The sequence below is a fragment of the Rubellimicrobium thermophilum DSM 16684 genome (genome assembly GCF_000442315.1).
GTDB classification, from domain to species: domain Bacteria; phylum Pseudomonadota; class Alphaproteobacteria; order Rhodobacterales; family Rhodobacteraceae; genus Rubellimicrobium; species Rubellimicrobium thermophilum.
This window is the reverse complement of sequence record NZ_KE557318.1, coordinates 44,158-69,812: the sequence shown is the minus strand read 5'-3', so window position 1 is coordinate 69,812 and position 25,655 is coordinate 44,158. Positions and strand designations below refer to the sequence as shown.

General features: G+C 70.0%; 19 protein-coding genes and 3 pseudogenes. 5 read left to right on the top strand and 17 right to left on the bottom strand.

Going from position 1 to position 25,655, the window contains the following annotated elements; translation table 11 throughout:
- The first annotated feature begins 32 nt into the window (after positions 1-32).
- Positions 33-1,241 carry a peptidoglycan DD-metalloendopeptidase family protein gene (locus RUTHE_RS00310; RefSeq protein ID WP_021096213.1) on the top strand — a complete coding sequence of 403 codons (1,209 nt, stop codon included), beginning with the start codon at positions 33-35 and terminating at the stop codon, positions 1,239-1,241.
- Positions 1,242-1,286: 45 nt separating this feature from the next.
- Here RUTHE_RS00310 and RUTHE_RS00305 read toward each other — a convergent pair whose 3' ends face one another.
- Positions 1,287-1,853 (bottom strand): 5-formyltetrahydrofolate cyclo-ligase, encoded by a 567-nt coding sequence (locus RUTHE_RS00305; RefSeq protein ID WP_021096212.1) that lies wholly within the window; start codon positions 1,851-1,853, stop codon positions 1,287-1,289.
- Positions 1,850-3,235, bottom strand: a complete 1,386-nt coding sequence (gene mgtE, locus RUTHE_RS00300; RefSeq protein ID WP_021096211.1) for a magnesium transporter — start codon at positions 3,233-3,235, stop codon at positions 1,850-1,852. The genes RUTHE_RS00305 and mgtE overlap by 4 nt, the downstream gene beginning before the upstream one ends.
- A gap of 117 nt (positions 3,236-3,352) precedes the next feature.
- Between mgtE and guaD the strand changes: the two are divergent.
- Positions 3,353-4,636: pseudogene (guaD, locus tag RUTHE_RS00295) on the top strand (guanine deaminase).
- An 805-nt stretch (positions 4,637-5,441) separates the two neighbouring features.
- Entirely contained in the window at positions 5,442-6,485 is a 1,044-nt protein-coding gene (locus RUTHE_RS00290) for an LLM class flavin-dependent oxidoreductase (protein ID WP_021096208.1), read from the top strand.
- Here RUTHE_RS00290 and RUTHE_RS18505 read toward each other — a convergent pair.
- From RUTHE_RS18505 to RUTHE_RS00225, 13 genes and pseudogenes are all read right to left on the bottom strand, one after another.
- Positions 6,482-8,274: pseudogene (locus tag RUTHE_RS18505) on the bottom strand (ABC transporter ATP-binding protein). The gene RUTHE_RS00290 and the pseudogene RUTHE_RS18505 sit on opposite strands and share 4 nt — an antisense overlap.
- Complete coding sequence (locus RUTHE_RS00280) at positions 8,271-9,230, bottom strand: acetamidase/formamidase family protein (RefSeq protein WP_021096205.1); 960 nt, start codon at positions 9,228-9,230, stop codon at positions 8,271-8,273. Before RUTHE_RS00280 ends, RUTHE_RS18505 begins: the two are co-directional and overlap by 4 nt.
- 6 nt (positions 9,231-9,236) lie before the next feature.
- Positions 9,237-10,868, bottom strand: coding sequence for an ABC transporter substrate-binding protein (locus tag RUTHE_RS00275; protein ID WP_021096204.1), 1,632 nt, complete (start codon positions 10,866-10,868; stop codon positions 9,237-9,239).
- 28 nt (positions 10,869-10,896) lie between these two features.
- Positions 10,897-11,817, bottom strand: a complete 921-nt coding sequence (locus RUTHE_RS00270) for an ABC transporter permease (RefSeq protein ID WP_021096203.1) — start codon at positions 11,815-11,817, stop codon at positions 10,897-10,899.
- A gap of 3 nt (positions 11,818-11,820) precedes the next feature.
- Positions 11,821-12,717: an ABC transporter permease gene (locus RUTHE_RS00265; protein ID WP_021096202.1), complete on the bottom strand. Its 897-nt coding sequence runs from the start codon at positions 12,715-12,717 to the stop codon at positions 11,821-11,823.
- Positions 12,692-13,300 carry an ANTAR domain-containing response regulator gene (locus RUTHE_RS00260; protein ID WP_021096201.1) on the bottom strand — a complete coding sequence of 203 codons (609 nt, stop codon included), beginning with the start codon at positions 13,298-13,300 and terminating at the stop codon, positions 12,692-12,694. Before RUTHE_RS00260 ends, RUTHE_RS00265 begins: the two co-directional genes overlap by 26 nt.
- Complete coding sequence (locus tag RUTHE_RS00255) at positions 13,297-14,337, bottom strand: transporter substrate-binding protein (protein WP_021096200.1); 1,041 nt, start codon at positions 14,335-14,337, stop codon at positions 13,297-13,299. Before RUTHE_RS00255 ends, RUTHE_RS00260 begins: the two co-directional genes overlap by 4 nt.
- 181 nt (positions 14,338-14,518) lie before the next feature.
- Positions 14,519-14,905, bottom strand: coding sequence for a monovalent cation/H(+) antiporter subunit G (mnhG, locus tag RUTHE_RS00250; protein ID WP_021096199.1), 387 nt, complete (start codon positions 14,903-14,905; stop codon positions 14,519-14,521).
- Positions 14,902-15,186, bottom strand: a complete 285-nt coding sequence (locus RUTHE_RS00245) for a K+/H+ antiporter subunit F (protein WP_021096198.1) — start codon at positions 15,184-15,186, stop codon at positions 14,902-14,904. Before RUTHE_RS00245 ends, mnhG begins: the two co-directional genes overlap by 4 nt.
- Positions 15,183-17,327 (bottom strand): monovalent cation/H+ antiporter subunit D, encoded by a 2,145-nt coding sequence (locus RUTHE_RS00240; RefSeq protein WP_021096197.1) that lies wholly within the window; start codon positions 17,325-17,327, stop codon positions 15,183-15,185. The genes RUTHE_RS00245 and RUTHE_RS00240 overlap by 4 nt, the downstream gene beginning before the upstream one ends.
- The gene (locus RUTHE_RS00235; protein WP_021096196.1) at positions 17,324-17,671 is read right to left on the bottom strand and encodes a Na+/H+ antiporter subunit C; all 348 of its coding nucleotides are present in this window, start codon (positions 17,669-17,671) and stop codon (positions 17,324-17,326) included. The genes RUTHE_RS00240 and RUTHE_RS00235 overlap by 4 nt, the downstream gene beginning before the upstream one ends.
- Positions 17,671-20,609, bottom strand: a pseudogene (locus RUTHE_RS18500) (monovalent cation/H+ antiporter subunit A). Before RUTHE_RS18500 ends, RUTHE_RS00235 begins: the two are co-directional and overlap by 1 nt.
- Positions 20,610-20,697: 88 nt before the next feature.
- The gene (locus RUTHE_RS00225) at positions 20,698-21,189 is read right to left on the bottom strand and encodes a PTS sugar transporter subunit IIA (RefSeq protein WP_040644839.1); all 492 of its coding nucleotides are present in this window, start codon (positions 21,187-21,189) and stop codon (positions 20,698-20,700) included.
- Between the two features lie 253 nt (positions 21,190-21,442).
- Between RUTHE_RS00225 and speD the strand changes: the two genes are divergently transcribed.
- A complete protein-coding gene (speD, locus tag RUTHE_RS00220; protein WP_021096192.1) occupies positions 21,443-21,955 on the top strand; it encodes an adenosylmethionine decarboxylase in 513 nt (170 codons plus the stop codon).
- On the top strand, positions 21,952-22,806 hold the full coding sequence (gene speE, locus RUTHE_RS00215) for a polyamine aminopropyltransferase (protein ID WP_021096191.1): 855 nt from the start codon (positions 21,952-21,954) through the stop codon (positions 22,804-22,806). The genes speD and speE overlap by 4 nt, the downstream gene beginning before the upstream one ends.
- Positions 22,807-23,076: 270 nt before the next feature.
- On the opposite strand, the gene folE2 is transcribed toward speE, so the two are convergent.
- Both folE2 and metZ read right to left on the bottom strand, forming a co-directional pair.
- On the bottom strand, positions 23,077-24,180 hold the full coding sequence (folE2, locus tag RUTHE_RS00210; RefSeq protein WP_021096190.1) for a GTP cyclohydrolase FolE2: 1,104 nt from the start codon (positions 24,178-24,180) through the stop codon (positions 23,077-23,079).
- 113 nt (positions 24,181-24,293) lie between these two features.
- Positions 24,294-25,469 (bottom strand): O-succinylhomoserine sulfhydrylase, encoded by a 1,176-nt coding sequence (gene metZ / locus RUTHE_RS00205; RefSeq protein WP_021096189.1) that lies wholly within the window; start codon positions 25,467-25,469, stop codon positions 24,294-24,296.
- Positions 25,470-25,655 lie beyond the last annotated feature (186 nt).

The window sequence follows — 25,655 nt, the reverse complement described above, 5'->3', positions numbered from 1 at the left end:
ACCCTGGGGCAGGACGGAGCGAGGGCGGGCGGATGAGGATCCGGGCGAATTCCCTGCATGCGGGTTGTGCCGCGCTGCTGCTGGCGGCAGCAGGTTGCGACCGGCCGCTCGATGTGGACATGCGCGATCTCGGCGGGGGATTCTCGACGACCGAGGCCGCGCTGGCCGCGCCCGCCCGCCCCGCGCCGGATGCCCGCGGGGTCATCACCTATCCGACCTATCAGGTCGCCGTGGCCCAGCGCGGCGACACGGTGGCCTCGATCGCCGCGCGGCTCGGGATCGATGCCGCCGAACTGGCCGCCTATAACGGTGTGGAACCGAATGCCCCCCTGCGGCGGGACGAGATCATCGCCCTGCCCCGGCCCGTCCCCGCGGCGCCAGCGACCGGAACTCCGACCACGGCAGCCGTCGCCCCGGGAACGGATCTGGTCGGACTGGCCTCGGCCGCGATCGACCGGGCAGCCCCACCCGTGACGACGACCCCGCTGGCCCCGGCCCAGACCGCCCAGCCCGCCACGGCATCGGCCACACCCGTCCCCTTCGCGACCGCCGCCCCGGATCTTGCCGGCGGGGTGGAGCCCGTGCGCCACCAGGTGGCCCGTGGAGAGACCGCTTATTCGATCGCCCGGCTCTATGGCGTGCCCGTCCGCACCATCGCCGAATGGAACGGGCTCGGCCCCGATCTTGCGGTTCGGGAAGGGCAGTTCCTGCTTATCCCGCCGACCCCGGCCACCGTGCAGCCCGCCAGCACCCAGCCCGGCCAGGGCAGCCCGACACCCGTGCCGCCCAGCGCCGCCACACCCCTGCCGCAGGAGGAGCCCAGCCCTGCATCGGCCCAGCCTCCGGCCGCCCCGCAGCAGGATCTGGGCAGCCAGCAGTCGGCCCAGCCCGCCAGCCGCCTGGCCCAGCCGGTGCAGGGGCCGATCATCCGCGCCTATGCGCCAGGCCGCAACGAAGGCATCGACATCGGGGCCCCCGCGGGGGCCGAGGTGCGGGCCGCCGAAGCCGGCACCGTGGCGGCCGTCACCACCAACACCGACGGGATCCAGATCGTCGTGATCCGCCATGCGCCGGACCTGCTCACGGTCTATACTCATCTCGACCGTCTGACCGTGGCCAAGGATGACCGGGTGACGCGCGGACAGGTCATCGGGCGCGTGCGCGCGGGCGATCCGTCCTTCCTCCATTTCGAGGTGCGCCGCGGCATGCAGAGCGCCGACCCCGCCGAATACCTGCCCTGACGGCCGGGCTCTGATCGCCGGTCACGGCGGGATCGGAACGGCGCCTCAGGACCGCGCGGGGGTGATGATCTCGGCCTCGGTCACCACGAGGTCAAGCAGTGCATCGGTCTGTTCCAGAGGCAGGGAATTGTCCTCCTGCGCGGCCCAGGCAAAGCCGATCGCGGTCACGGGCCCGGCCGCGCGCAGGGCCGCCAGCGTCCGGTCATAGAAGCCGCCGCCATAGCCCAGCCGCCCGCCTCGCCTGTCGAAGGCCACCAGCGGCACGACCAGGACGCGCGGGACGATCCAGTCCCCTTCTTCCGGCACCAGCGTGCCGAACCCCCCCTCCACCAGGGGAACACCTGGCTTCCAGGCCCGAAAGCGCAGCGGCGCCCCCTTGCGCACCATCACGGGCAGGCCGACAGGGCCGTGGCGGGCGGCCTCGGCCAGGGCGGGACGCGGGTCGATCTCGCTGCGCATGGGCCAGTAGCCGGCGACGGCCTCGCCCCGGTGGCGGGCCAGAACCTCTCGCAGCAGGGCGGAGGGATCGGGATGTCCGGCCTTCCAGGCGGCCTGCCGCCGCGCGAAGGCCTCGGCACGGGCGGTCGCCTTGACGGAAGCAAGATCCTTCACAGCAGCACCATGGTGGCAATCCCGAGAAAGACGAAGAACCCCACGATATCCGTGACCGTGGTCACGAAGGGCCCCGAGGCGACCGCCGGATCGATGCCGAAGCGGTTGAGCGTCAGCGGCACCAACACCCCGCCCAGCGAAGCCAGCGTCAGGGTGATCCAGAGCGCCACGGCAATGACGAGGCCGATCATCGGCTCGTGGAAGAAGATCAGCACGACCAGCCCCATGATGGCTCCGAAGGCGAAGCCGTTGACCAGGCCGACGCCGATCTCGCGTCGAACGACGCGCAGGGCGTTGGAGGGGTTGAGATCGCGCGTCGCCAGCGCCCGGACGGCCGTCGCCACGGCCTGGGTGCCGGCATTACCCGCCATCGAGGCCACGATGGGCATCAGCACGGCAAGCAGCACGATCTGTTCGATGGTCGCCTCGAACTGAGCGATGACCTGCGCGGCGACATTGGCCGCGATCAGCGTCACCAGAAGCCAGCGGAAGCGGCGCTTGGCCGTTTCCCAGACCCGGTCGCCGATGGAGGTCTCGTCCACACCGGCCAGGGCAAGATAGTCTTCCTCATGTTCTTCGTCGAGGACGGTCATCGCATCGTCGATGGTGATGACACCGACAAGGCGGTCGTCGTCGTCCACGACCGGGACGGAGATGAGGTGATACTTGTTGAAGACATGCGCGACGGTGCCTTCCTCGTCCCGCACATGGACGGTGCGGAAACTGTCCTCGGTGATGTCGCGCAGGCGCGTGCTGCGGGGCGAGGACAGGATCCGGCCCAGGGTGACATAGCCCACGGGCTTGAGCCGCGGATCGACCAGGATGACATGATAGAACTGGTCGGGCAGGTCCACACCCGAACGCAGGAAATCGATGGCCTCGCCCACGGTCCAGTATTCGGGCACGCGGACCACCTCGGCCTGCATGAGGCGGCCCGCGGAATATTCGGGATAGGCCAGCGCCTTCTCGACCGCGATCCGATCGGCGGCGGCCAGCGCGCCCAGAACCGCCTCCTGCCCTTCGGCATCGAGGTCCTCGACGATGTCCACGACATCGTCGGTCTCGAGATCGCGCACCGCCAGGGCAAGCTCGCCGGGGGGCAGCGCCTCGATGATCTCCTCGCGCAGCGATTCGTCCAGTTCGGAGAGAACCTCGCCATCCACCCCGCCCCGCCAGAGCGAGAGGAGCGCGCGCCGCTCGCGCTGGTCGAGCTGTTCGAGCAGATCGGCCACATCGGCGGGATGAAGCGGATCGAGCAAGGCATGAAGACGCGCCGAATCGCCGGCCTCGATCGCCTCGCGCACATCCTCGACGATGCCGGGGGGCAGGCCGAAATCGTCGGCCTCGTCATCGGCCATGGTGCTGTCCGGCCTGGTGTCCATGTCCTGCCCTCCTGCCTGCCGAGGAGCCCGAGGCCCGCCCCGGACCATAGCCATGCATCGTGCCGCCGCAACCTCTCCCCTTGCGGCCTGGCATGCAGCGGCTAAGGCTGCCATCCCATGACAACCCTCCTGCTCGGCCAGACCCTTGCCTTCTGCGGCGATCCCTTCTGCCAGCCCCTGGAAGAGTGCGTGCGCCATGACAGCCGGGGCGGCGTGCTGATCGAGGGGGGCCACATCGTCGCCCTGGGCCACGGGCCAGACCTGCGACGCGCCCATCCCGACGCCGCCGTGGCGGATCATGGCGAGGCCCTGATCCTGCCGGGCTTCGTGGATGCCCACATGCATTATCCCCAGACGGGGATCATCGCCTCCTGGGGCAAGCGGCTGATCGACTGGCTCAACAGCTATACCTTCCCCGAAGAGATGCGCCTTGCAGATCCCGCCTATGCCCGCGCACAGGCCGAGCTCACGCTCGATCTCGCCCTGGCGCATGGCACGACAAGCCTGCTCAGCTTCTGCACCATCCACGAGGCCAGCGTGGATGCCTGGTTCGCCGCCGCCGAGGCGCGGGGGATGCGCGTCGCCGGCGGGCGAACCTGCATGGACCGCAACGCCCCGACGGCCTGCGCGACACGGTGCAGACCGCCCATGACGAAAGCGCCCGCCTGATCGCGCGCTGGCACGGCGGGCCGGGCGGTCTATGCCGTCACGCCGCGCTTCACCCCGACCTCCAGCCCCGAGCAGCTCGAAGCGCTGGGGGCGCTCTGGGCCGCCCATCCCAGCTGCCTCATGCAGACCCATCTGAGCGAACAGACCGACGAGGTGGAGTGGGTGCGCATGCTCCACCCGGAGGCGCGAGACTATCTCGACACCTACGAAAGGCACGGCCTCCTGCGCGAGGGGGCGCTGTTCGGCCATGCCATCCATCTGACCGCGCGCGAACGCGACAGGCTGGCCGAGACGGGAGCGGCGGTGGTGCACTGCCCCACCTCCAACAGCTTCATCGGCTCGGGTCTGTTCGACCTGGCGGGGATCAAGGGCCGGGGCATCACGGTGGGCCTGGCCACCGATACCGGTGGGGGATCGTCCTTCTCCATGCTCCGCACCATGGCCGCCGCCTACGAGATCGCCCAGCTGCGCGGTCATGCGATCCATCCCGCCCAGCTGCTGTGGCTGGCCACCGAAGGATCCGCCCGTGCGATGCGCCTCGGCGGCGTGATCGGCCATCTGGGGCCGGGGGCCGAAGCGGATCTGGTGATCCTCGATCTGGCCTCCACGCCGGCCATCGCCCAGCGGGCCGCGCGCGCCGGAAACCTGTGGGAGGCCCTGTTCCCCACGATCATGATGGGCGACGACCGCGCGGTGCGATCGGTCTGGATCGCGGGACGGCGCCACTTCTGACGCAAGGACAGACCGGGGCCATCCGACGCGCCGCAGGGCGCCCCATCCGGAGTTCATCCGGAGCAGGATCCGGAGCCGCTGCGTCGGCACGGCCGTCCTGCCTGTCCTGTAGCAGCAGCCCTTGCCATGGCCGATCGCGACGGGGGGCTGCGCCCTGCGCAGGGGCGGTGCGCGCGGGCGGCGTCCGGCCGTCAACCCGAACGGATAGGGGGCGCCATATGGCCTGGATGCCCGCCGCCATCGGTCGCAGCCATCCGGGCGATGGCATGGCCCGATGTCACCATGTCATCATGTCACGGTGCGACGGGATCACCCCGGGATCCGGGGACCCCCTGTCGGAGCAATGCGCGATGATGCGCGATGACGCGCGATGTCGTGCCCGGCGATTGCGGCCCCCATCGGTTCGACGTCATGCCCCCGGACATGCGGAAGGGGGAATAAGGGAGGGGGACAGGGCTGCCGGGCGGTGCGGGAAATCGGGAATGTCTCACCTCCTTCGGGTTGGTTGCGGTTTCGATGCGCCCTTTTTCGCGGGCAGACGTTAACAACCGGTAAGCGCAACGCGCGCTCCTGCCCCGATTCGCGCAACACCCCCGCCCGCCCCGCCGCCGGCTGCCCTGCCCCGCCCGGACAGGCCCGGCCGCAAGAGGGGGCCGGAGCGGTCAGCCCCCCGCCCACCGGGCGCGGACATGCGGCGACGCGCACAGCCCCTGTCCCCCGGCGCACGCTCCCTTCGCTTGTGACAGGGGTCGCAGCGGCCTAGATCGGGGGCATCCCCCTCTCTGCCAGATCCGCGAGGCCCGCCATGACCCTTTCCCTCTCCCTCGGGCTCGACAGTTTCGGCGACATGACACGGGACGCGGACGGGCGGCCCAAGCCCGCCGATCAGGTCCTGCGCGACGTGGTGGAAGAAGCGGTGCTGGCCGATTCGCTCGGCATCGACTTCATCGGTCTGGGCGAGCATCACCGCCCGGACTTCGCCATCTCGGCGCCCGAGATCGTGCTGGCCGCAATCGCGGGGCGGACCTCGCGCATCCGGCTCGGCACCGCGGTCACGGTCCTGTCCACCGACGACCCCGTGCGCGTCTATCAGCGCTTCTCCACGCTGCATGCCGTCTCGGGCGGGCGGGCCGAGATCATCGTCGGCCGGGGTTCCTTCACCGAGAGCTATCCGCTCTTCGGCTTTGCCCTCGAGGACTACGAGACGCTGTTCGAGGAGCGGCTCGATCTGCTGGTGCGGCTGCTGCGCGAAGAGCGGGTGACCTGGTCCGGCCGGACGCGGACGCCGCTGCGCGATGTCACGGTGCATCCCCGCATGGCCGAGGGCTTCACGGCCTGGGTCGGCGTGGGGGGAAGCCCCGAATCGGTCCTCCGCGTGGTGCGGCACGACCTGCAGCTGATGCTGGCCATCATCGGCGGCGATCCGATGCGCTTCCGCCCCTATGTGGACCTGTATCATCGCGCCTGCGCCCAGCTGGGCCGGACGCCGCGGCCCATCGGCGTCCATTCCCCCGGCCATGTCGCCGCCACCGACGAGGCCGCGCGCGAGGCGCTCTGGCCCCATTATGCCGAGATGTTCGGCCGCATCGGGCGCGAGCGCGGCTGGCCCCCGGTCACGAAGGACCGTTACCTGGCGGAGATCGAGCATGGCTCGCTCTATGTCGGCTCGCCCGAGACGGTGGCGCGCAAGATCGCCCGGACGGTCCGGGGGCTGGGGCTGGCGCGGTTCGACCTGAAATACGCCAACGGCCCCATGCCGCATCCCGAGCTGATGGAGGGCATCCGTCTCTACGGAGAGCAGGTGATCCCCCGCGTGCGGGAGATCCTCGCCCTGGAGGAGGCCGCCTAGATTCCGGCCACGAGATGGCCCTGCCCGATGTCCCGCAGTTGCAGGCGGGGGGGCGGGTCCCCGCGGCGGCGGACGGGCGAGGGGGATCTCGCGCGCCTCGCGCGGGCGGGGGGGGCGGACATGGCGGGGGTCGGGGACGGGAACGGCCTCGATCAGGCGGCGGGTATAGGGATGGCGTGGATCGCCGAAGACCTGTTCCCGGCTGCCCATCTCGACGATCTGGCCCAGATACATCACCGCCACGCGGTCGGCGATGGCGTCCACCACCGCCATGTCGTGCGAGATGAACAGGTAGGACAGCCCGCGTTCGGCCTGCAGGTCGCGCAGCAGGGCCAGAACCCGCGCCTGCACCGAGACGTCGAGGGCCGAGACGCTCTCATCGGCGACGATCAGCTGGGGGTCGAGGGCAAGGGCACGGGCGATGCAGATGCGCTGGCGCTGGCCGCCCGAGAATTCGTGCGGGTAGCGGTCGAGCGCCTCCCGCGGGAGGCCCACACGCTCGAACAGCTCGGCGGCGCGTTCGCGCCTCTGGGCAGGGGTGCCGAGGCCGTGGATGACCAGCGGTTCGGCCACCAGATCGCCCGCGCGCATGCGGGGATCGAGCGCAGCCGCCGGGTCCTGGAACACGAGCTGGGCATCCCGTCGCACGGCACGGGTGATGTCGCGCTGGCTTTGCAGCCGGCGGCCGGCGATCCCGATCTCGCCCGAGAAGGGGACGAGGCCGGCGATGGCCTTGGCGATGGTGGATTTGCCGCAGCCCGATTCGCCGACAAGGGCAAAGGTCTCGCCCCGGCTGATGGTCAGCGACACCCCCTCGACGGCATGGACGCGGTGGGTGGGCCGGCCAAGCAGCCCGCGCCCCGTGTCGAAGCCCACCACGAGATCGCGCAGCACGAGGACGGGCGGCGCCCCGGCGGGGGACGGGTTGCGCGCCGCCGGCGGGCGGGCCCCCATCCGGGGCACCGCGGCCAGCAGGGCGCGGGTATAGGGCGCGGACGGCGCGGCGAAGATCTGCCCGACGGGGCCCTCCTCGACGCACCGGCCGTCCTTCATCACCAGCACGCGGTCGGCCATCTCGGCCACGACGCCCATGTCATGGGTGATGAGGATCGAGGGCCGTGCCGGTCTCGCGGCGCAGGTCGCGCAGCAGATCCAGCACCTCGCGCTGGACGGTGACATCGAGCGCCGTCGTGGGTTCGTCGGCGATCAGCACATCCGGGCGCAGGGCAAGGGCCATGGCGATCATCACCCGCTGCCGCATCCCGCCCGAGAGCTCATGCGGATACTGTGCGAAGCGGCGGGCCGGATCGGACAGGCGGACGGCCTGCAGCGCCTCGATCGCGCGCTCCCGCGCTTCGCGCCGGGACAGGGGCGCATGGGCGCACAGCGCCTCCGTCAGCTGGGCCCCGATGGTCATCACCGGATTGAGCGAGGTCATCGGCTCCTGGAAGATCATCGCCACGCGGTTGCCGCGGATGCGGCGCAGCCCCCGTTCGGGCAGGCGCAGCAGATCCGTGGGGCCCAGCATCACCCGGCCCGCGACGGGGGCCATGCCGGGCGGCAGAAGCCCCATGATCGCCAGCGCGGTGATCGACTTGCCCGAGCCCGATTCGCCGGCGAGGGCGAGCGTCTCTCCCCGGCGGAGGGCAAAGCCGATGTCCTGCACCAGGGTCCGCGGACCGGCCGCGGTGGCGAGCGAGACGGTCAGCCCCTCGACAGACAGCACCAGGGACGAATCCGGGGCCGGGGCCGGAGCGGCCCCGGAGGGGGCGGAGGCGGCAGGGCTCACTCGAACACCACCCGCGGGAAGTAGAAGCTGACCACCCAGTTGGGCATGTCCACCACCTCGGAGATGCGCAGATCGCCGCAGACGGAGCAGAGCATGTAGGCGTCCGTTGCCGACATGCCCCGCGTGGCGCAAAGCAGGTCGATCATACCCGAGACAGCATCGCGCGCCGCCGTCATGAGATCCGGGCCGATGCCGGTCGTGACCTCGTAGCCCCTGGCGTCGAGATGGCGCGTCACGGGCCCGGAGGTGGTGAAACGGGGGGTCTTGAGGTTTGCGCCCTTGACGAGATCGAGCGTGAGGACCGCATCCATCGGGCTTTCGATGGCGGTGCCGCAGACCTCGCCGTCTCCTTGCGCGGCATGGGTATCGCCGATCGAGAAGAGGGCGCCCGGCACCTCGACCGGCAGCCAGAGCGTGGTGCCGGCGGCAAGGTCCCGGATATCGAGATTGCCGCCCACGCGCCGCGGCGGCACGACCGAATGCAGGCCCGGCTCGGCCAGCGCGTTGCCGATGGTGCCGGCAAAGGGCTTGAGGGGAATGCGCGCCTCGCGGCCCCACATCGCGGGTGCAAGCGTCGCCGCATTGTAGGTCCAGACGATCAGGGCGGGGTCCGGGAACTGATCGGCCAGAAGCCCGAAGCCGGGGATATTCGCGGTCCAGCCCCAGGCCGTCCCCTCCTGCAGGCGGGGGATGAAATCCCCGATCGTCACCTTCAGCGCATCGCCGGGTTCCGCCCCCTCCACCCAGATCGGGCCCGAGACGGGATTGATGCGCGAGAAGTCGAGCGCGACGACATCGGCCAGAGTTGAAGACGGGCCGAGCTGGCCCGCCGAAGAATCCTGACAGTGAAACAGGATGGTCGATCCCGGTGCGACCCGTTCGGCCGGGGCAAGGGCGTTGTCCCAGCCGAAATGGTGCTGATGCCCGTGGATCGTGTAGTCGCAGGCGCGGCACATGCGGGTTCACTCGGTCACATAGACATAGTCGTAATTGACCGGGATCGACACCGGATCCACATAGAGCGCCTCGTCACCGCCCATCCGGGGCGAACGCATGGTGTAGCGCTCCTCGTGGAACACGGGCGCCCATGGGGCGTCCTCCATGACGCGCGCATAGATCCCGCTCCACAGGGCGAGACGCTCCGCAGCCTGGGCGGGGTCAGACATGGAGTCCGCCTGCGCGGCCAGCGCGTCGAGCTCCTCGTTGCAGTACTTGGCCCAGTTCCAGCCGCCCTCCACGGCACCGGCGCAGCCGAGGATCGGGTAGTAGAAATTGGCGGGATCGGGGAAGTCCGCGATCCAGGCCATGCCGCCCGACCAGATCATCGGCGCCGTGCCTGCGCCGCCGGCCTCGATGACATTGGCCTGGGCCAGCGACTGGATCGAGGCCCGGATGCCGATGGCCGCGAGATCCTGCTGGATCGCCTGGGCGATGCGGGGATTGGGATCGGTGTTCATGACGAACAGCTCGGTCTCGAAACCGTCCGGGTAGCCCGCCTCGGCCAGAAGCGCCTTGGCGCCTTCGGGGTCGTAGGGATAGCCCTCGTAATCCGGGTCGTAGCCGGGCATGGAGGGAGGCAGCGGCTGGTTGGCGGGCACCGCGCGGCCATTGATGATCTGGATCACCCGGTCCTTGTTGATGGCCATGTTGACGGCCCGGCGCACGCGGACATCGTCGAAGGGCGGTTGGGTCACGTTCATCGTGACATAGCCCGTATGAAGCTGACCGCCCTGCACCACGCGGGCGGCCTGGGCCGGATCGTCCATGATCTGCTGGAACTGCGCGGGCGGGATGCCGTCGCCGGGGATGTCCACCTCGCCATTCTGGAGACGCAGAAGGGCCACGGTCGGTTCCTGGCCCACCTCGAAGACGATCCGGTCGAGATAGGGCAGGCCCTCGCGCCAGTAGTCGGGGTTCTTCTCGAAGACGAGCCTCTGGCCGAGCGTCCATTCCGCCAGGCGGAAGGCCCCGGTGCCCACCGGATGGCGGCCGAAATCGGGGCCGTGCTCCTCCACCGCCTCGCGCGGGACGACATAGGAGAAGTTGAGGGCCATCACATGGAGGAAGGTCGCATCGGGACGCGAGAGGGTGATGCGGACGGTGCGGGGGTCCACCACCTCCACGCCCGACAGTCCCTCGGCCTCGCCGGACATCTGCGCCTCGAACCCCTCGATCATGCCGAAGAAGCCGGCGCCGGGGGACTGGGTCGCGGGGTCGGTGACGCGGTCGAGCGAATATTTCACGTCCTCGGCCGTCATCTCGCGGCCGTTGTGGAAGCGCACGCCCTCGCGCAGATGGAAGGTATAGGTCAGGCCGTCCTCGGAGATCTCCACGCTCTCGGCGAGGCCGGGGCGCAGCTCGGTGGTGCCGGGGACATAGTCCATGAGGCCGTCGAAGAGCGACTTGATCATCGACCAGTTCTGCCAGTCATAGCCGATGGCCGGATCGAGGGTCGCCACATCGTTCTGATAGGTGATGGTGATCGTGCCCCCGGGGCGGGCCTCGGGATCGGGCTGCCAGGGATCGGCATTCTGCGCAAGCCCCGGCACGGCCAGCACGGCCAGAAGGGCGGTGGTGGCAAGGATTGTCTTCATGGTTCCTGTTCTCCCTGATGGTCAAGGCTCAGCGCAGGCGGATGCGCGGATCGATGAGGGGGGCCACGATGTCGGCAAGGAGATTGCCCAGGACGATCCCCACCGCCGAAACGAGGGTCACGCCCATGATGATGGGGATGTCCACGCGCTGGATCGCCTGCCAGGCCAGCTGGCCGATGCCGGGCCAGCCGAAGACGCTTTCGACCACGACGATGCCGCCCATGAAGATGCCGATATCGATGCCGATCATGGCGATGACGGGCAGGATCGCATTGGGCAGCGCATGGCGCAGGATCACCCGGGCCCGCGTCAGGCCCTTGGCCCGGGCGGTGCGCACGAAATCCTGGCGCAGCACCTCGACCATGCTCGAGCGCATCATCCGCGCATACCAGCCCGCGCCCAGCAGGCCGAGCGTCAGGGCCGGCAGGATCAGATGGGCCGCGGTGCCGTAGCCGCCGATGGGCAGCCAGCGCAACCAGACGCCGAAGACATAGAGCAGCATCAGCCCGACGACGAATTGCGGCGCGGAGACCCCGGCGAAGCTGGCCAGCATCAGACCGGTATCGACCGCCGTTCCGCGGCGCAGGGCCGCCCAGATGCCCATGGCAAGGCCGATCGCCACCTCGCAGGCGATGCCCGCGGCCATCAGCAGGAGGGTGGCCGGCAGGCGGGCCGCGATCAGTTCGGCCACCTCGGCGCGCTGGAGGTAGCTGCGCCCGAGATCGAGATGCAGCAGCCCCCAGAGATAGCGCCCATACTGGACCCAGAAGGGCTGATCGAGGCCGAGCTGCCGGCGGATCGATTCCACCGTCTCCGCGGTGGCCGACCGCCCGGCGATCTGCCGCACGGGATCGGCCGGCAGGACATAGAGCAGGAAGAAGGTGACGAGCGTCACGCCCAGCAGGATCAGCACGGACTGGAGCAGGCGGCGGGCGAGATGGAGTGCCATCGGTCAGTCCCTCTCGCGCTGGGTGGGATCGAGAACGTCGCGCAGCCCATCCCCCACGAGGTTGAAGGCCAGGGCCAGGGCGAGGATCGCGAGCCCCGGAAAGAACACGAGCCAGGGGGCGGCCTGGAAATAGGTCTGGCTCTCGAAGATGATGTTTCCCCAGGACGGATCGGGTGGCTGCACCCCGATCCCGAGGAAGGACAGCGTCGCCTCGAGCAGCACGGTCGTGGAGATGCCGAGCGTGCCATAGACGATGATCGTCGGCAGCAGATGCGGCAGGATATGGCGCAGCAGGATGCGCCCATGGCCGGCCCCGATTGCCCGTTCGGCCTGGATGAAGTCCCGCACCGCGAGGGAGGTCGTCTCGGTATAGAGGACGCGGGCGACCTGGACCCAGTTCACCAGCGCAATGACAAGGGCCACGATCCACAGCGAGGGACGCAGGATCGCGGCGAGGCAGATGGCCAGCAGCAAGGCCGGAAAGGCCATCATCAGATCGGTGAAGCGCATCAGCAGGGCGCCGACGATCCCCCGGAAATAGCCCGCCGTGACCCCCACCAGCGTTCCCACGAGCAGCGCCATGCCGTTGGCCAGGATCCCGATCACGAGCGAGGTGCGCGCCCCGTAGAGGATCCGGGTGAGCAGGTCGCGCCCCAGAAGGTCCGTGCCGAGCGGAAAGGCCCCGTCCGGTCCGCCGCCGGGCGGCAGCGGCGCCCCCTGAAGGGTGAGACCGTCGAAATGCTGCTGATCCGGCGCATAGGGAGTGAGCCAGGGGGCCAGGATCGCGGCCAGCACGGTCAGCCCGATCACCGCCAGCCCCGCCAGGACCAGCGGACGGCGGGCCAGCCGCGCGAGCACCCCGCGCCGGCGCGGCTCAGGCAGGGCGACGGCGTCGGACATGCCGGCCTCCCTCCTTGTCCGGGCAGGCGGCAAGGATGCGGGCCGCCGCCTCCTCGACCGTCACGCGCCAGTCCATCGCCCGGCGGCGCAGCGCCGCGTATCCCGCTTCCTCCCCCTGCCCTTCGGCCAGGGCAAGGACCGCCCGCAGCACCGTGCGCCGTTCGGCCAGACGCGCCCGCAAGCCCTGCACCTCGGCGGCGAGCCTCCGGCGCGCGACAAAGGCGCTGTGCGCGATGAGCAGCGCCGAATAGACGCCGCCATCCCCCACGGGCTTGAGAAGCTGCGCATCCGCCCCCATCGACAGCGCCCATTCGATGCGTCCGGGGGCCTCGGATCCGATCAGGGCGATCATCGGCATCGGCGCCTCGCCCGGCTTCCAGGGAAACTGGGCATCATGACCGCGATCGACATCGAAGAAGACGAAATTGGCCCCCAGGGCCGAAGGGTCGAGATCGGGCCACTGGGCTGCGGACAGAAGGCCGATGGCGGAGAGCTGGCGCATCAGAGCCTCCACCGTCGGATGCGGACGGTGGAGGATCACCGCACGGGCGCCGCCGAGGACGGGGGTGGCCAGCCGTCTCATGGTGCCACGGCCCGAAGATGCGGAGCCGCAGCCAGAACGGGACGGCGGGCGAGATAGGGATCGGCCGCCACGGCCTCCTGCCGTTCGAGCACATGGAAGGCGCCGTTCCGCACCTGGGCGATGAGCGCGGGCAGCGTGGCGTGATGCGTCGCCGGGTCGATGGCCAGCACGCCCCCGTCAGGGGCGGCCAGCAGGTCCTCGAGCGGGGCCCCGGCGCCGGTATGGGCCATGCGCCGTGCAAGGCTGAGCACGGCGGCATGGGCGGCGGTCTCGAAGGAGCCCAGCCCCTCGCCGAAGGAGGGACCAGCAGCGATCAACCCCTCGGCCGCCGCACCGAGGGCCGGCAACTCGCATTCGGTGAGGTTGCAGGACAGGATGGGAATGGTCAGCCCCCCGGCCCGCAGATCGGCCATCGCCCGCAGGAAGGCATAGGAAGAGGCCCCGACCAGACTGTTCAGGACGAAATCGGGCCGCATCGCACGGATTTCGGCCAGCAGGCGCGCGACATCCTCGTCGCCCAGCGGCAGATGCCGTTCGGCCAGCACGGCGCCACCTGCCCCCTCGATCAGGTCACGGGCGACACGGTTCGTCTCCCAGCCCCAGATGTAGTTGGAACCGGTCAGGATGGCCCGGCGCCCCAGGCGCGGCAGCGCCCAGGCGAGCAGCGGCACCAGATGCTGGCTCGGGCAGGCATGGGTATAGACGACCTGCGAGGAGGCCTCGAACCCCTCATAGGGGCACGGATACCAGAGCACCGTGCCGGTGCGCTCGAGCGTCGGGATGACCTCCTTGCGGCTCCAGGAGGTCACGCAGCCCACGACATGGCGCGCCCCCTCGGCGGCCAGTTCGGCACAGAGGGGGGCATAGGCATCGGCCTCGCCTGCGGGATCGCGTTCCACCGGCTCGAAGGTGACGGCCAGCGAGGGATCGGCGTTGACTTCCCTCACGGCGCGCAGGGCGCCGGCGCGGCAGGCCTCGGCCAGGAGGCGGTAGGTGCCCGAACGGGACAAGAGCAGACCGATTCGCACCACCGTCACGGATCATGCCCTCCCAAAAGCCAAGCGCCCCGCGCCGCACCCCCCAAAAGGCAGGAGGGCGGCACGAGGCGCGATTGCCGACCGGGCGCAAGGCCCGGCATGTGGCTTCATTCATGCGCTGATCGGACGGCCCGTCAAGACCCATCGCAGGGCGGATCCTCCGGCGCAGCCGGACCGACCATCAGGCGGGCGGCCGGGGGCCCTGTGCCTCTTTTTCGGGCAGGGTCGCTGCGCCGGCGCCTGAGGGGCCGGCGCGCCGCTCGATGCGGTCGCGATAGAGGGCGGCGCGCGCGAGCAGCATGAGCGTGACGGGGGTCGTGACGGTGGTGAAGGCGACGACCAGTAGCTCGGCCAGATGCAGCTTTCCCGTGGCGACCGTGAAGGCGACCATCGAGGCCGTCGCGATCGCGGCGATGCCGAGCGAGGTGCCCAGGGTCGGGGCATGGGCCCTTTCGTAGAAGGAGGGCAGGCGCAGCAGGCCCAGCGATCCCGCACAGGCGAGCCCCGCCCCCGCAAGGACCAGCAGCGCCACCGGAATCGCGGCCCAGGCGGGCAGATCGGGGGTCATTCGATCACCTCGCCGCGCATCAGGAACTTGGCCAGCGCCACCGTCGAGACGAAACCGAGCAACGCAATGACAAGGGAGGCCTCGAGGTAGACGCGGCTGCCGCTAGCGATGCCGAAGGTCATCAACAGCATCGAGGCATTGACATAGAGGGTATCGAGGCCGAGCACCCGGTCCTGCGCCCGGGGCCCCGCGATCATGCGGAAGGCGGCCGCGAGCATCGCAAGGGCCAGCAAACCCTGCGCAAGCATCAGCGCCCAGCCGAGGATCGCGACAGCGGTCATGAGGGCGCCTCCTCTCCGACGATGGCCATCAGGCGGGATTCGTAGCCGGCGATCACCCGTCGCCAGGCGTCCTCGTCCTTCAGGTCGAGGACATGGAGCAGCATGCTGCCATCGGTCGAATCATACTCGACCCAGAGCGTGCCCGGCGCGACGGTGAGGATCACGGCGAGAGCGGCAAGGACATAGGGATCGCGCGTATCCAGGGGGACGCGGACAAAGCCCGAATGGCGGCGCCTGCCCCCCTGCGGCGAGAAGATGATCCAGGCCACCGCCAGGTTGGAGCGCAGGACCTCCCGCAGGACATCGCGCAGCAGCGCCAGCAGCGCGAAAGGACGGGCCAGGCGCAGTCGCGGGGCGCGCAGGGCCGCAGCCAGACGGCCGCCCCCCAGGGCGAGCAGCAGCCCCAGAAGCATGGCGCCGGGCGCGGTGCTGCCCGTGAGCAGAAGCCAGGTCAGCAGCAGGCCCAGCGAGAGCAGCGGATAGGGCAGCCAGCGGGTCATGGCATGTCCTCTCTTCCTGTCCCGGTTTCTTCCGCAGCCTCTCCGCCCTGTTCCATCGGGGCGGCGGTGACGACCTCCTCGACATAGGCGGCGGGGGCGATGCAGGGCGCGGGCCGTATCCTCCATGTAGCGCAGCACCGGACCCGGGCGGACGGTCAGGGCGACGCAGACCGCGAGCAGGACCAGGATCGGCCCGATCTCGACCGGACGGATGCGGGGCGGGCGCTCGGGCGGAGAGGTCCAGAAGATCTCGATCCCGGTGCGGGCCATCGCCACCATCACGGTGAACCCCGAGAGGATCAGCCCGCCCAGGAGCCACCAGGCCTCGGTGCGGACGGTCCGGTCCCCTTCGAGCAGGGGGGCGAGGATCGCGAATTTGGCGAGAAAGCCCGAGAGCGGCGGCAGACCGGCCAGCAGCAGCGCACAGGCGAGGAAGCTGAAGCCCAGAACGGCCGCCGTGGCGGGGATGGCGATTCCGGGATCGTCTTCGGCCGGATCCTCCTCCTCGCTGCCGAAGGCGGCACGGCTGACGGCCAGCACATCCGCCCCGACCTCGCGCCCGCGTTCGAGCAGCTCGATGAGCAGGAAGAAGGCGGCCAGCGCAGGGACGGCCACGACGAGATAGAACAGGGCCCCGGCGGTCACTGCGGCTTCGCCCATGCCGATGGCAGTCAGCAGCGTGCCCGAGGAGACGAGCAGGCTTGCCCCGGCGAGACGGGCCATGTCCTGTGTCGCCAGCACCGCGATGGCCCCGTAGCCGAGCGTCAGCAGCCCGCCCGCCAGGAGCCAGCCTTCGCCGAAGCCCGCCGACGGCCCTGCCGCCTGATCGAACAGCAGAAGCCACAGGCGCAGGACGGCATAGATGCCGACCTTGCTCAGGAGCGACAGGATCGCCGCCGAGGGGGCCGCGGCGGCGGCATAGGTCGTCGGCAACCAGAAGCCGAGCGGCCACATCCCCGCCTTGATGAGGAAGGCCGTGCCGAGCAGCGCCGCGCCGGCCTCGAAGAGGGCGCGGTCGGCGGCATCGATCTGAGGGATGCGGGCGGCCAGATCGGCCATGTTGAGCGTCCCGGCGACGCCGTAGATCATGCTCACCCCGATGAGGAAGAGCAGCGAGGCGGCCAGATTGATGGCCATGTAGTGCAGCCCCGCCCGCACCCGTGCTGTCCCCGATCCATGCAACGCCAGCCCGTAGGAGGCCGCCAGCATCACCTCGAAGAACACGAAGAGGTTGAAGAGGTCGCCGGTCAGGAAGGTGCCGTTCAGCCCCATGAGCTGGAACTGGAGCAGGGGATGGAAGAAGGATCCGGCCCGCTGCCAGCCGGCCAGCGAGAAGACGAGCGCGGCCAGCCCCAGCCCGGAGGCCAGCAGGACCATCAGTGCCGAGAGGCGGTCGAGCACCAGCACGATGGCGAATTCGGAGGGCCAGTTGCCCAGCCGGTAGACCTGTACGGCCCCCTCCCGCGCCCCGTCCGCCATCGCCACGAGGGCCACCGCCACCGCGACCAGCGCCCCTGTCGAGACAAGGCCGAGCGCCGTCTCCACGCGCCGGCGCCATTCGCCCGCCAGGATCATCAGCGCGCCCGTCAGAAGCGGGATCAGGACGGCCGCGGCCAGCAGATGGTCGCTCCAGTGGGTCACGACGGTTCCCGCTCCCGTCCGTCCACATGGTCCGTTCCCGTCAGGCCGCGTGCCGCCAGCAGCACCACGAGCAGCAGCGCCGTCGTGGCAAAGGCGATGACGATCGCCGTCAGCACGAGGGCCTGCGGCAGCGGATCGGCATGGCGGGCCAGATCGCCGGTCTCGCCCTTCGCGAGGATCGGGGCGGCGCCGACGCGCAGGCCCCCGGTCGCGAAGATGAACAGGTTGACCGCATAGGACAGCAGCGACAATCCGGCGATGAGCTGGAAGGTCCGCGGACGCAGCAGAAGCCACAGCCCCGATCCGGTCATCACCCCGATGGCCAGCGCCACGACGAGTTCCATCATCCCTCCCTTCCCGCTGCCGGGGACTCTCCGGTCGGAGCGGGGCCGCGGGGGGCGGCACGCCGCCCCCGGATCGACTGATGCGCCAGCGCGATCAGCAGCAGCACGGCCGAACCGAAGACCAGCATGAACACCCCGATATCGAACAGGAGCGCGGAGGCCGTCGGCACCTCGCCCAGGAGCGGCAGATCGGCATAGCCGAAATAGCTGGTCAGGAAGGGCAGGCCGAAGGGCCAGGCGGCCAGCCCGGTGCCGACCGCGACCAGCAGCCCCCCGCCCATCCAGGTCAGCGGCCGCACGAGGATGCGCGATTCGATCCATTGCGCCCCGCCGATCATGTATTGCAGCAGCAGTGCGATCGAGGCGGTCAGCCCCGCGGCAAAGCCGCCGCCGGGCTGATCATGCCCGCGCAGAAGCAGATAGACCGCAACCAGCCCGATCACGGGAAACAGCAGCCGCGCGATCACCGACGGCACAAGCAGCCAGTCGGCGACGATCGTCCCTTCGGAGCGGGCGGGATGGGCGGCCTCCCAGGCGGCCAGGGTGCGCTGCTGGTCGGGGATGTCCACGCTGTCGGCGGCAGGCCGGAAGCGCCGCAGCAGCGCGAAGGTGGCCAGGGCGACCGCGGCCACCACGGCGATTTCGCCCAGCGTGTCGAAGCTGCGGAAATCCACGAGGATCACGTTGACCGCATTGGTCCCGCCCCCTGCCGTATAGGCATTCTCGAGGAAATACTGGCCGAGAAGGTCGGGCGGGATGCGCGTCATGACCCCGAAGGCGAGCAGGGCCATGCCGGCCCCCCCGGCGATGGCGAGGGTGAGGTCGATCAGGCGACGCGCCGTGGTGATGACCTCGGGGCCGGGGGTTCCGGGCGACCTCCCGGCGCTGGGGCAGCCAGCGCAGACCCAGCAGCAGCAGGACGAGCGTCACGATCTCCACCAGGAGCTGGGTCAGGGCCAGATCGGGGGCCGAGAGCCAGACGAAGGTCACGCAGCTGGCCAGGCCGGTGCCTCCCAGCAGGATCAGCGCCGCGAGGCGGTGATACTTGGCCGACCAGGCCGTCCCCAGGGCGCAGGCCCCGCCCACCAGCCAGACCAGCGCAAAGGCCGGATCGACCGGCGCGGGAAGGAGATCGCCCGGACCGATCCCGCGCCACCACACCGTGCCGCCGCCTGCGGCCAGGGCCGCCAGGACAAGCAGACGAAGCTGCGGTTGCAGGCGTCGCGTGCCCAGACGCCGTTCCGCGGCCCGCGCCAGGCGCCAGGACAGGAAGACCAGGGTCTTCTCGAACAGGCGTCGCCCGTCGAGGCGGCCGATCAGGGGGGCGCCATCCATGCCACGGGCCAGGCGCGGCTCGAGCAGAAGATAGAGCCCCACGCCCAGGGCCAGGGCGACGGCGCTCATCAGCAGGGGCAGGTTCAGGCCGTGCCAGATGGAGAGGCTGTAGTAAGGCAGGTCCGGCCCGAGGATCGAACCCGCCGCGAGCGCAAGCGCAGGGCCCACGGTGGCAGCCGGCAGAATGCCCACGACGATGCAGATGAGGACCAGGATCTCGACCGGAAAGCGCATCCAGGAGGGCGGCTCATGCGGGGTGCGGGGCAGATCCGAAGGGAGCGGGCCGAAGAAGGCACCGTGGATCAGCCGCAGCGAATAGGCGACGCTGAAGGCGCTGGCCACGACGGCTGCCAGCGGGAGGATGTCGAGGAGGAAGGGCAGCGCGGCCTCGGCCGAAAGCGCCTCGGCAAAGAACATCTCCTTGGACAGGAAGCCGTTGAGCAGCGGCACGCCGGCCATGGCGGCGGCGGCGACGGTGGCCAGGCGCGCGGTGAAGGGCATCGGCCCTGCAAGGCCCGAGAGGCGGCGGATGTCGCGCGTGCCCGTCTCGTGATCGATGATGCCGGCGGCCATGAACAGCGAGGCCTTGAAGGTCGCGTGGTTCACGATGTGGAAGACGGCGGCGACAAGGGCGCGTTCGCTGTTCAGGCCCAGCAGCAGGGTGATCAGGCCCAGATGGCTGATCGTCGAATAGGCCAGCAGACCCTTCAGGTCGTTCTGGAAGATCGCGACATAGGCGCCAAGCAGCAGCGTCACGAGACCGGCCGTGCCGACGATCCAGAACCAGGCCTCGGTCCCCGCGAGCACGGGCCAGAGCCGGGCCAGCAGGAACACCCCCGCCTTCACCAGCGTTGCCGAATGCAGATAGGCCGAAACCGGCGTCGGCGCGGCCATCGCCTGCGGCAGCCAGAAATGGAAGGGGAACTGGGCCGACTTGGTCAGGGCTCCGAGCAGGATCAGGATCAGGGCAGGCAGATAGACCGGATGCGCGCGCACGCGTTCCCCGGCAGCAAGAACGGCATCGAGATCGTAGCTGCCTGCCGCATGGCCGAGCAGGAGCATCCCGGCAAAGAGACACAGCCCGCCCCCCCCGGTCCAGCGTGAGCGCCATGCGCGCCCCTTCGCGTGCGGCCGCGCTCTGGGTGCGGTAGGCGATCAGGAGGAAGGAGAAGAGGCTCGTCATCTCCCAGAAGAAGGCGATCTGGAGGAGATTGCCCGACAGCACCAGCCCGAGCATGGAGCCCATGAAGGCCAGCAGGAAGGCAAAGAAGCGCGGGACCGGATCCTCGGCCGCCATGTAGTAGCGGGCATAGATCGCCACGAGCGCACCGATCCCCGTCACCAGCGCGGCGAAGAGCCAGGCGAAGCCATCGAGCCGCAGGCTCAGGCTGATTCCCAGCGAGGGCATCCAGGGCATGCCGTGGCGGATCACGCCATCGCCCGCCGAAGCCGGATCGAGCGCCAGCACCACGGCCAGCGAGAGGACGGCGACCGACCCCGCCAGCCAGGCGGCGGCATTGCGCGCATGGGTCGGCAGAAGGCCCGCCGCCGCTGCACCGGCGAAAGGCAGGCAGACAAGAAGGAAAAGCAGCGTTCCGGTCATCGTCTCCCTGTCCGGGGTCGTTCCGACCTATGGCAGAGGGGCCGCGCGGAGGGAAGCGCAGCGAACCGGAAATTCCTGCACGACCTCGTCAGTTCCGGTCGGGGTCCCCTGTGGCCTCGGGGCGGGCCGTTGCATCGTTCAGCAGGGCGGCGACCTCCTCTGCGGTCCCGGCCCGGCGCAGGCGTCGGAGGAGGACGGGATCCCGCAGGCCCTGCGCGATCTCGCCCATCCGGCCGAGCAGGCCGGCGCGCATCTCGGCCGGCCAGACCAGAAGGATCGCGAGATCCACGGGCTCGTCGTCGCGGGCCTCGAAATCGATGGGCCGGCGCAGGCGGGCCAGGAGAACGGCGGGCGACCCGGCCCCCGTGATCTGGGCATGGGGCATGGCGATCCCGCGGCCGAGCGCGGTCGATCCCAGGGCCTCGCGCGCCAGAAGCGCCTCGAGGATCGCCTCCTCGCCGACATGGCATCGCGGCGCGGCCGCCGCAGCAAGGATTTCGAGAAGCTCGCGGCGGTTGCGCGGCTCGATGTCGAGCAGCACATCCTCCGCGCCGAAACGATCCGGGTCCGGGACGGTCATGGCCTCCTCCGGCTGCGCCAGCAGCGGTTCTCTCTGGATGCCAAGAACCGCCTCCGCACGCCAGAGCAGGCTCTGCCGGTCGCCGCCGGGCGTGCGCCGGAGGGCACGGCGGAAGGCGACGCCGCGCCGGGACGATTTGCAATCGCCGCCCGTCTGCCCTATCTGGGCGCTCCACGGATCTCCGATCACGAACCTCCCCGGAGGGGACGCTAAGGAGCCGTTCAGATCTCATCTGCTGGTAAGGGAGGCGCGCATGACCCATGCAGCCCTCGGCCAACTGGGGATGGACCTGGCGACAGGCGCCCCCGTGCAGGCCGGACCGATCGACACTTCCGCAGCCATCCCGGTGACGGCCGCGGATCGCCACGACCACTTCATCCGCCGCGACGGCAAGGTCTTTGCCGGCACCCATCTCATCGTCGAGGTGCTGAGGGGCGAAGGACTCGACGACGAGGCCCTCATCGAACAGGCCTTCCGCGACTGCGTGAAGGCCTCCGGGGCCACGCTGCTGCACATCCATACCCACAAGTTCACGCCGCAGGGCGTGTCGGGCGTCGCCGTCCTGGCCGAAAGCCACATCTCGGTCCATACCTGGCCCGAGATCGGCTATGGCGCCTTCGACGTGTTCATGTGCGGCGAGGCGACCCCTGGGCCGCGGTCGATGTCCTGCGCCGCACCTTCCGCGCCGGCGAGGTGCGGGTGCGCGAGATCCTGCGCGGCGAAGGCCTCATCTGAATCCGCACGGATCCGGGAGCAGAGAGCATGACCGACACACCGGAATGGTTCCGCGAAACGCTCTGCCCCGACTACGGGCTGAGCCTGCGGGTGGACCGTGTCCTGCAGGAGAGCGAGACCGGCCACCAGCGGCTGCGCCTGTTCGAGAACGCGCGATTCGGGCGCGTTCTCACGCTCGACGGGGTGATCCAGACGACCACCGCCGACGAGTTCATCTATCACGAGATGATGGCCCATGTGCCGATCCTCGCCCATGGCGCCGCGCGGCGGGTCCTGATCCTGGGGGGCGGGGATGGCGGCCTCGCCCGCGAGGTGCTGCGCCACGCCTCGGTCGAGCAGGTGACGATGGTGGAGATCGACGCCGGCGTCGTCGCCTTCTCGCGCGAGCATCTGCCCGGTCTCTCGGCCGGGGCCTTCGACGATCCGCGGCTCGATCTGGTCATCGCCGACGGAATGGCCTTCGTGACACAATCCTCCGCGCAGTTCGACGTGATCCTGGTCGATTCGACCGATCCGGTCGGCCCCGGCGAGGTGCTGTTCACCGACAGCTTCTACGGCCGCGCGAAGGCGCGACTGGCCGAAGGCGGAATCCTCGTCACCCAGAACGGCGTGCCCTTCATCCAGCCCGAGGAGCTGCGCCAGAGCATGCGCGCCTTCCGCGCCCTGTTCCGGGACGCGACCTGCTACCTCGCCACCGTCCCGACCTATTCCGGCGGGCCGATGGCCCTGGGCTGGGGCACGGACGGAACAGCGCGGCAGACCCCGGTGGATGTCCTGCGCGACCGGCTCGAGGCGGCGGGTTTCGAGCCCCGCTACTACACGCCCGAAGTCCATGCCGCCGCCTTCGCGCTGCCGGGCTATGTCGCGCGCCTGATGACGTGACACGCCGCGCAACCGTCCTGCCGTCATCCTCCCTCCTGCCCTTCTGTCCCTGCCGGCGCGGGAAGACAGCCCCGCCCCTTCCGTCAGACGGCAGGATCGTCACGACAGGTTAAGGATCGGTGACAGGACCGAACGGTGGAGGTGCGATTCGCGCAACACCTTCATGCCCGTCCCGCGTCCCGGCCGCAGCGGCCCTGGTCGGGGCCACGGACAGGCACCACAGGCGCAGCGCCCCGGACGGCGCCGCACGACCCCGCCCGTCAGACCCCGTCAGGGCACATGGATCAGCGTGCCGAACAGACGCGGATCGAGGCTCTGGGCGGCGAAGGTCTCGCCCTCCACGAGGATCGAGACCGCATCATGGCTGTGCAGCGATTCCTGATGGCTGGCGATCACGCGGAAATCGCCGATCCGGGGATCGGCCAGCAGCTCGGCGGCAAAGAGACGGGCGGCATCCTCGACAAAGACGGGATGGGCGGCGTTCAGCTCGCCGAAGGCCTGTTCGTCCTCGCGCTTGACCATGACCTGCGTCTCGGTGGGCACGGCGCGGCGGGCCATCTCGATGAGATCCTCGAACCACAGACGCGCCTGGCCGGGCAGCACCTCCACCGACAGGCGGGCGACCGAGCGCTGGGCATGCGGCACGGCGAGCTGGCCGCGCATCTGGCGGGCATGCTCGCTCAACTCCAGCGAGCAGGGGCAGGTCGAGGAATAGACATAATCGAGATGGAACAGCTTCTTGCGCACCCCGCCCGTTTCCACCAGTTCGAGCGCGATGTCGTAATACTGCCAGCCCGAGAGGCCCGAACGCAGCGAGGCCACGCGCAGCGGATAGCGGAAGCGCATCTGGAGGCGGGCATCGCAGCTTGCCAGATCCGCCTTGTAGCGATCGAGCGCGCGTTCCATCACGTCGAAGGAGAAGGTCTCCTCCGCATACAGATAGAAGCTCCGCATCAGGCGGGACATGTTGATGCCCTTCTTGCCCGCCTCGAGGCTGACGGTCCCGGTGACGGCCGTCTCGAGCGTCACCTCCCCGTCATCGCGGGTGCGGAAGCGGACCGGCAGTCGGAAGCCGGAGATCCCGACATGCTGGATCGGGGCCCTGGCGCCGCGGATCAGGGATTCGGGCCCGTTCTGGAGATCCGGCAGCGTGGCCCGATAGCACGCATCGGCCTGGAACCCTTCGGGATAGCTGCGGGAAAGATCGGGATAGTTCGACAGCTCGCGCCCCGGCAGAAGGCGGGCGATGGCCGGATCGAGATCGGCCACTTCCTCCGGGCTGGCGCGGGTGGCCCAGCGGCGCAGGGTGGCCAGGGCATCTTCGGCCTCGGCGCGCGTTAGGTCCCGCTCGAAATCCGGCTGATGGAGGTTCATCGGCTGGCTCCCCTTGCGTCACGAAACCCGCATATGGGGCATCCGTGACAACCCCGCAACGATAGCACCGATACGCCGTGCTGTCCCGGCCGGATCACGACGCCGCGCAGGCCTCAGACGGCATCGAGGGCGGCGGTGAGATCGGCCAGCAGATCCTCGGGATCCTCGAGGCCGCAGGACAGCCGCACCAGACCCGGCGTGATCCCGAGGCGGGCCTTCTGTTCGGGCGGCAGGCGCTGATGCGTCGTCGTTGCGGGATGGGTGGCGATGGACTTGGCATCGCCCAGATTGTTCGAGATCGTGACGATGCGCAGGGCGTTCAGCAGGCGGAAGGCGGCCTCGCGGCTGCCGGTATCGAAGGACAGGACGGTCCCGCCCGATCCGGTCTGCGCCATGGCCAGGGCATGCTGGGGGTGGCTCGGCAGGCCGGGAAAGATCACGCGGGTCAGCTTCGGGTGCCCCTCGAGCGCGCGGGCCAGACGCAGGGCCGTCTCGGCCTGAGCGCGCACGCGCAGGTCCATCGTCTCCAGCCCCTTGAGCATCAGCCAGGCGGTGAAGGGCGACATCGCCCCGCCCGTATGCTTCATGTAGGGCTCGAGCGTCCGGCGCACGAAGGCCCGGCTGCCCAGCACGATGCCGCCCAGGGCCCGCCCCTGCCCGTCCACATGCTTGGTCGTGGAATAGACGACGACATCGGCGCCGAGTTCGGCCGCGCGCGAGAAGACCGGCGTGGCAAAGACATTGCCTGCCACCACGAGGGCCCCCTGCGCATGGGCGATCTGCGCCACCGCGGCGATGTCCACGACCTCGAGCGTGGGGTTGGAGACGGTCTCGAAGAAGACGGCCTTCGTGCCGGGGGTGACGGCCTGCCGCCACTGATCGAGATCGGTCCCGTCCACGAAAACCACCTCCACGCCATAGCGGCGGAGCACCTCCTCGAGCACATAGAGGCAGGAGCCGAAGAGCGCGCGGGAGGACACGACGCGATCGCCCGCGCGCAGCATCGCCATCAGCGTGCCCGAGACCGCTGCCATGCCGGAGGCGGTGGCGAAGCCGTCCTCCGTCCCCTCGAGCGCGGCCATGCGGCTTTCGAACATGGCGGTGGTGGGATTGCCGTAGCGGGCATAGATGAATTCGTCGGGTCCGGCCTCGATGAAACGCGTCTCGGCCGCCTCGGCGCTGTCATAGGCAAAGCCCTGGGTCAGGAAGATCGCCTCGGCCATTTCGCCGAAGCGCGAACGGCGGATGCCGGCATGGACGGCGCGGGTCCGGCGGCTCCAATGATCCATGATCAGTCCCCTGTGGCACGGCAGGGCGGGCGATAGGCCCGGCCCGCCGCGGGGTCAAGCGACAGCGGACCGTCGCGGCGCCGTCATCGCCCTGTCGCCGGTCCGTCGCCGGAGGCGCCCGGCACGACAGGCACCGCCCTGGGAGGGACAGCGGCCTGGGGCCGGGCGCCCCTTGCCCGCCGGGGC

Bases quoted from the DNA above. Each gene is read 5' to 3' on its own strand.
- RUTHE_RS00310 (WP_021096213.1), top strand. From the start codon at position 33: ATGAGGATCCGGGCGAATTCCCTGCATGCGGGTTGTGCCGCGCTGCTG.
- mgtE (WP_021096211.1), bottom strand. From the start codon at position 3,235: ATGGACACCAGGCCGGACAGCACCATGGCCGATGACGAGGCCGACGAT.
- RUTHE_RS00290 (WP_021096208.1), top strand. From the start codon at position 5,442: ATGACCCTTTCCCTCTCCCTCGGGCTCGACAGTTTCGGCGACATGACA.
- RUTHE_RS00280 (WP_021096205.1), bottom strand. From the start codon at position 9,230: ATGTGCCGCGCCTGCGACTACACGATCCACGGGCATCAGCACCATTTC.
- RUTHE_RS00275 (WP_021096204.1), bottom strand. From the start codon at position 10,868: ATGAAGACAATCCTTGCCACCACCGCCCTTCTGGCCGTGCTGGCCGTG.
- RUTHE_RS00270 (WP_021096203.1), bottom strand. From the start codon at position 11,817: ATGGCACTCCATCTCGCCCGCCGCCTGCTCCAGTCCGTGCTGATCCTG.
- RUTHE_RS00265 (WP_021096202.1), bottom strand. From the start codon at position 12,717: ATGTCCGACGCCGTCGCCCTGCCTGAGCCGCGCCGGCGCGGGGTGCTC.
- RUTHE_RS00260 (WP_021096201.1), bottom strand. From the start codon at position 13,300: ATGAGACGGCTGGCCACCCCCGTCCTCGGCGGCGCCCGTGCGGTGATC.
- mnhG (WP_021096199.1), bottom strand. From the start codon at position 14,905: ATGACCCCCGATCTGCCCGCCTGGGCCGCGATTCCGGTGGCGCTGCTG.
- RUTHE_RS00245 (WP_021096198.1), bottom strand. From the start codon at position 15,186: ATGACCGCTGTCGCGATCCTCGGCTGGGCGCTGATGCTTGCGCAGGGT.
- RUTHE_RS00235 (WP_021096196.1), bottom strand. From the start codon at position 17,671: ATGGAACTCGTCGTGGCGCTGGCCATCGGGGTGATGACCGGATCGGGG.
- RUTHE_RS00225 (WP_040644839.1), bottom strand. From the start codon at position 21,189: ATGACCGTCCCGGACCCGGATCGTTTCGGCGCGGAGGATGTGCTGCTC.
- speD (WP_021096192.1), top strand. From the start codon at position 21,443: ATGACCCATGCAGCCCTCGGCCAACTGGGGATGGACCTGGCGACAGGC.
- speE (WP_021096191.1), top strand. From the start codon at position 21,952: ATGACCGACACACCGGAATGGTTCCGCGAAACGCTCTGCCCCGACTAC.
- folE2 (WP_021096190.1), bottom strand. From the start codon at position 24,180: ATGAACCTCCATCAGCCGGATTTCGAGCGGGACCTAACGCGCGCCGAG.
- metZ (WP_021096189.1), bottom strand. From the start codon at position 25,469: ATGGATCATTGGAGCCGCCGGACCCGCGCCGTCCATGCCGGCATCCGC.